The 4370-nt window shown below is 50.7% G+C and carries 3 protein-coding genes and 1 rRNA gene; 3 read left to right on the top strand and 1 reads right to left on the bottom strand.

Features of this window, described 5'->3' with window-relative positions:
• From ACEW8P_RS02990 to ACEW8P_RS02980, 3 genes are all read left to right on the top strand, one after another.
• The coding region (locus tag ACEW8P_RS02990; RefSeq protein WP_373511624.1) for a TonB-dependent receptor plug domain-containing protein at positions 1–1828 on the top strand (1828 nt) is incomplete at its 5' end.
• Positions 1829–1982: 154 nt separating this feature from the next.
• The gene (locus ACEW8P_RS02985) at positions 1983–2639 is read left to right on the top strand and encodes a hypothetical protein (protein WP_373511623.1); all 657 of its coding nucleotides are present in this window, start codon (positions 1983–1985) and stop codon (positions 2637–2639) included.
• A 54-nt stretch (positions 2640–2693) separates the two neighbouring features.
• A complete protein-coding gene (locus ACEW8P_RS02980) occupies positions 2694–4166 on the top strand; it encodes a histidine kinase (RefSeq protein ID WP_373511622.1) in 1473 nt (490 codons plus the stop codon).
• A 69-nt stretch (positions 4167–4235) separates the two neighbouring features.
• On the opposite strand, the gene rrf is transcribed toward ACEW8P_RS02980, so the two are convergent.
• Positions 4236–4347: ribosomal RNA gene (gene rrf / locus ACEW8P_RS02975) — 5S ribosomal RNA — on the bottom strand.
• Between the last annotated feature and the right edge of the window lie 23 nt (positions 4348–4370).

Here is a 4370-nt window from a genome sequence, read left to right as displayed (position 1 = left end):
TAAGCGAATGACAATGCTCAAGCCCCTCGACATCGTAACCACCGCCGGTGGCGGGGCCGACATCACGGCGGTAATGCAATTACTGCCCGGCGCGCAGCGCGTGGGAGAGCAGAACGGACTGTTCGTGCGCGGCGGCTCGGGGCAGGAGGCTAAGGTAGTCATCGACGGCATGATCGTCCAAAACCCATTTTTTAGTTCACTACCCGACGTGCAGCAACGTGGACGATTCAACCCGTTCATGTTCAAAGGTACTTCGTTCAGCACGGGCGGCTACTCGGCGCAGTATGGGCAGGCGCTGTCGTCGGTACTTTTGTTAAATACAAGTGATAAAGCCTCTAACAACGGCCTGGGTGTAAGTCTGAATCTGGCGAGCGCGGGGCTAAACTACGACGTAGCCGACGAAAAACAGTCGCTGTCGGTAGTGGGCTATTACGGCAATCTCAAGCCACTTTTTGCTTTAGTAAAACAAAACGTCGAGTGGACGCGCGAGCCGGAGTTTACGGGTTCGTCCCTCACCTATCGGCTCAAAACTTCCAAAACCGGCTTGCTCAAAACCTACGGAATGTACTCCAACAGCCGCCTCGGCATGGTGACTCAGGCTCCGCTGGACGACGCCACCCGCACGGGCATCCGGCTGCACAACCGCAATGCTTTTACTACAAGTACCTACACCGATAGCTTCGCCGAGGGAAAATGGCTCCTCAACAGCGGCTTTTCGTACAGCCACAACAGCGACGAAACTACCTTCGACGGCGCAAATTTTGGCGGCTCCGACGAGCGCATTCAGGGCCGGGCGGTGCTGACGCGACTTTTGTCCAAAAATAATACGCTGCTTTTTGGCACCGAAATACACCGCATCAATTTACAGACCGCTTACAACAATCAGCGTTACGACCTGCGCGATAACTACTCGGCAGCCTTCGCCGAAACAGAGATTTATTTGTCAAGAAAGTTGGCCGGACGCATCGGTCTAAGAACTGAGTACTCATCGCTGCTCAACCGATTCAATCTGGCGCCACGCCTTTCCTTTGCTTACAAAACGGGTAATTACAGTCAGGTCTCACTGGCAGCCGGGCAGTTTTACCAAAACCCTGACTACCGCTACTTATACAAAAATCCCGACCTTGACTTTGAGCGCGCCGACCACCTAATTCTGAACTACCAACGCATCAAGGACAAGCGGACATTTCGGGTCGAGGGTTTTTACAAGAACTACACGCAACTCGTTCGGGAATTCACCGGAATTGCATTCGACGCCAACCCTTACCGCTTTCCCTGGGGCCAGACTACCAACGGAGGGAATGGTTACGCACAGGGTTTCGATATCTTCTGGCGCGATCAAAAAATGATTAAGAATTTCGACTACTGGATTACCTATAGTTATGTCGATACCAAGCGGCTTTCTCAGCAGTTCCAGCAAGCGGCTACGCCGACCTTCGTCTCCAACCACAACGCCAGCCTGATTACCAAGAAGTGGTTCGAGAAGATTACGACCAGCACGAGCCTGACCTATTCCTATACAAGCGGTCGGCCGTACTTTAATCCTAACCGTGGCGACGGACCGAATGACAACTTCTTAGCCGAACGTACGCCACCCGTCCACAATCTGAGTTTTTCGGCCAGTAAAATAATGACAATCAAAAATATCTTTACTGTCCTATACATGACCGTAGACAACATCCTGAATACCCGCAACGTCTTCACTTACCGCTATACGCCCGACGGCAAAACCCGTTACGCCGTCGGCCCGCAAAGCTACCGCAGCTTCTTCGTAGGGATACAAATCATGCTGTCGAAGAAGGCGGTGGTGGGGAAGGATGATGTTTAGTAAGGAGGAAAGGAGGAGGCAGGAAAGGACAAAAGGATTCAACCTACTACCTCTCATCTATTCACTTCTTACCATCTACTTTGCCCACTTACCATAAATATCATTTTCCAGAAAAATTATCCTTTCATCCTTTCATCCTTTCATCCTTTAAAAAATGAAAAAACTCCTAACAACCACCGTTGCCCTGTTTATCTCTGCTAATTTTCTGTTTGCGCAGAGCGAGAAGTACACTACCACCATGATCGAGGCCATCAAAGATTTTTCGGTTAGCGAAAACAAGGAACCCGTCCCGGCTGAGTGGCAGGCGCTGGCCAATCGCTTCGAGCGCATCGCTTCCGCTGAGCCAAAAGAATGGTTGCCGCGCTACTATGCTGCTCACGCTTACTCCATGCTTGCTTTTTTCGGTAAAAATGCCACCGAAAAAGATCAAACGGTCGATAAGGCCGAAGCACACCTGAAAGAAGCCGTGGCCATCGCGGGCGAAAATTCCGAACTGATGCTGCTTGACGCCCAGATACATCAGGCCCGGATGCTGGCCGATCCGCAGTCGCGCTACCAATCGGAGGGGCCGCTATTTAATGCGAGCCTGAAGAAAGCCGAAAGCCTCAATCCTGACAATCCACGTGTGTACTTGCTGCAGGGCAGTACCTTGTATTACACGCCCGAGCAGTTTGGCGGAGGCAAAAAGGTGGCCAAGCCCGTTTTGGAAAAAGCAATAGAAAAATTTGCTACCTTCCAACCCGAAGGGCCGCTGTATCCCAATTGGGGACAAGGCCAGGCTAAATATATGCTGGACGAGGCCAGCAAGTAATCCCAACAAACTTCCCGAAAGTTCAAAAACTTTCGGGAAGCTCTACTTGACGACATGGAAAAACTGAAAGCCACAGCCGAGCAACGAATGTCCAAAAAACGCCCTCTGAGGATGCTGGGGACGAATTCGCGGGGATTCGATTTTAGTGGTATGGACTTACGCGATGCTAACCTGAGTTTTTCAAATCTCAGCGACGCCAATTTCAACGATGCCAACCTGCGAGGTGCACGGGTTCGGGCATCAAACCTTTCCCGCGCAACTTTCCGCGACGCCGACCTTACCGACGCTGATTTCAGCTTCAGCAATCTGACAGACGCCGACCTGACCGATGCCAAGTTGGATGGCATCAATATGAGTTTTTCTAACAAAAGTGCTTCTTTTCAGTGGAGCGACTTCAAATTGGTAACACTTATTCAAAGCCAAAGCTGGCTCGGGCTAGCGGTGGCGATGCTGTTTGGGGCCATTTTTGTATATGGCGTGAGCGGCATCGTTTATTTCACCAACCTGATTACTACGGCTTCCGACCCCCTAGTAATGCGATTGAATCAGTTTGTGGTGGTGCAAAATCTACTAACTGGGATTTTCACAGTGCTTTTTGCTTATTGGCTCATTCCATGGCTTGATCGCCTTTCGGGAAGCCTTATCAGGAAACACCTGCTGTTGACGCTTTCCATTACGTTGGGGTATATGGCTTTCGCCACAGCCATATACTTTGCCTGGGGACACGGAATTATTACGCAACTGAGCTTGCGCGAAGGATTCGACCCCTCGCAAGACGTGGCACCCTGGTACTACTACACGATAGGGCCAGTTGGCTTGGCTAACCTGTTCTACTACCTCAGCCGACAGGGGCGACAGCTTTCCCGCAAGATTTCGGAGCAAGAGTACCAGCTTCTGAATCTTGAAAAGCTCAAAACCCGCGCCGAGTTAAGTGCTTTGCAAGCCAAGATCAATCCGCACTTTCTTTATAATTCCCTCAATAGCATCGCCAGCCTGGTTCACGGCGATCCTGAGAAGGCCGAGGAAATGACGGTGCTGCTTTCCAAACTTTTCCGTTACACTACGGGCCGTAGTAACGACGATTATTTTGACACTGTTAACAGCGAACTTGAGATGGTGCATACCTATCTGCAAATCGAACAAGTACGTTTCGGTGATCGTTTGAAATTCGAGGTACAGGTGGACGATTCTACCCTGGCCGAACTTACGATACCGAAGTTTTTGCTCCAGCCCATTGTAGAAAACGCCGTGAAGCACGGTGTCAGCAAATTACCCGATGCGGGCAGTATCCGGGTTCATATTTTTGAAGAAGGCGATTGGTTGAATCTCTGCGTCCACGACAATGGCCCAATCTTCAAAGAGAACTTGTCTTCAGGTTACGGATTGCGAAGCATTCAGGAGAAATTAAATCTGTTGTATCAGAATGATGCTTCGGTCGAAATGCACAACAAACCAAATAAGCATGTATGCGTCAAGATAAAGAAGGAGCGGTTGACAGAGGAGCAGACTGATACTAAAACAACCTAGGTGTTTCTGGAACGTGATAAATGCAAAATGCCGACCCACTATTGTGGATCGGCATTTTGTAATGTAAAAAGGTGGCGGCTACCTACTCTGCCGGCTGTGAGACCGGTACCATCGGCGGTGCGGGGCTTAACTTCTCTGTTCGGGATGGGAAGAGGTGGGCACCCGCCCCGTGGCCGCCATCAGGGCGTTCGGGGCTGCCCCCCT

The sequence above is a fragment of the Persicitalea sp. genome (genome assembly GCF_041751555.1).
Lineage (GTDB): Bacteria > Bacteroidota > Bacteroidia > Cytophagales > Spirosomataceae > Persicitalea.
The sequence above is the reverse complement of the archived record's forward strand: the minus strand, read 5'-3'. Positions and strand labels throughout refer to the sequence as shown.

Excerpts from the sequence above, each read along its gene's own strand:
- ACEW8P_RS02985 (WP_373511623.1), top strand. The coding sequence starts at position 1,983 with ATGAAAAAACTCCTAACAACCACCGTTGCCCTGTTTATCTCTGCTAAT.
- ACEW8P_RS02980 (WP_373511622.1), top strand. The coding sequence starts at position 2,694 with ATGGAAAAACTGAAAGCCACAGCCGAGCAACGAATGTCCAAAAAACGC.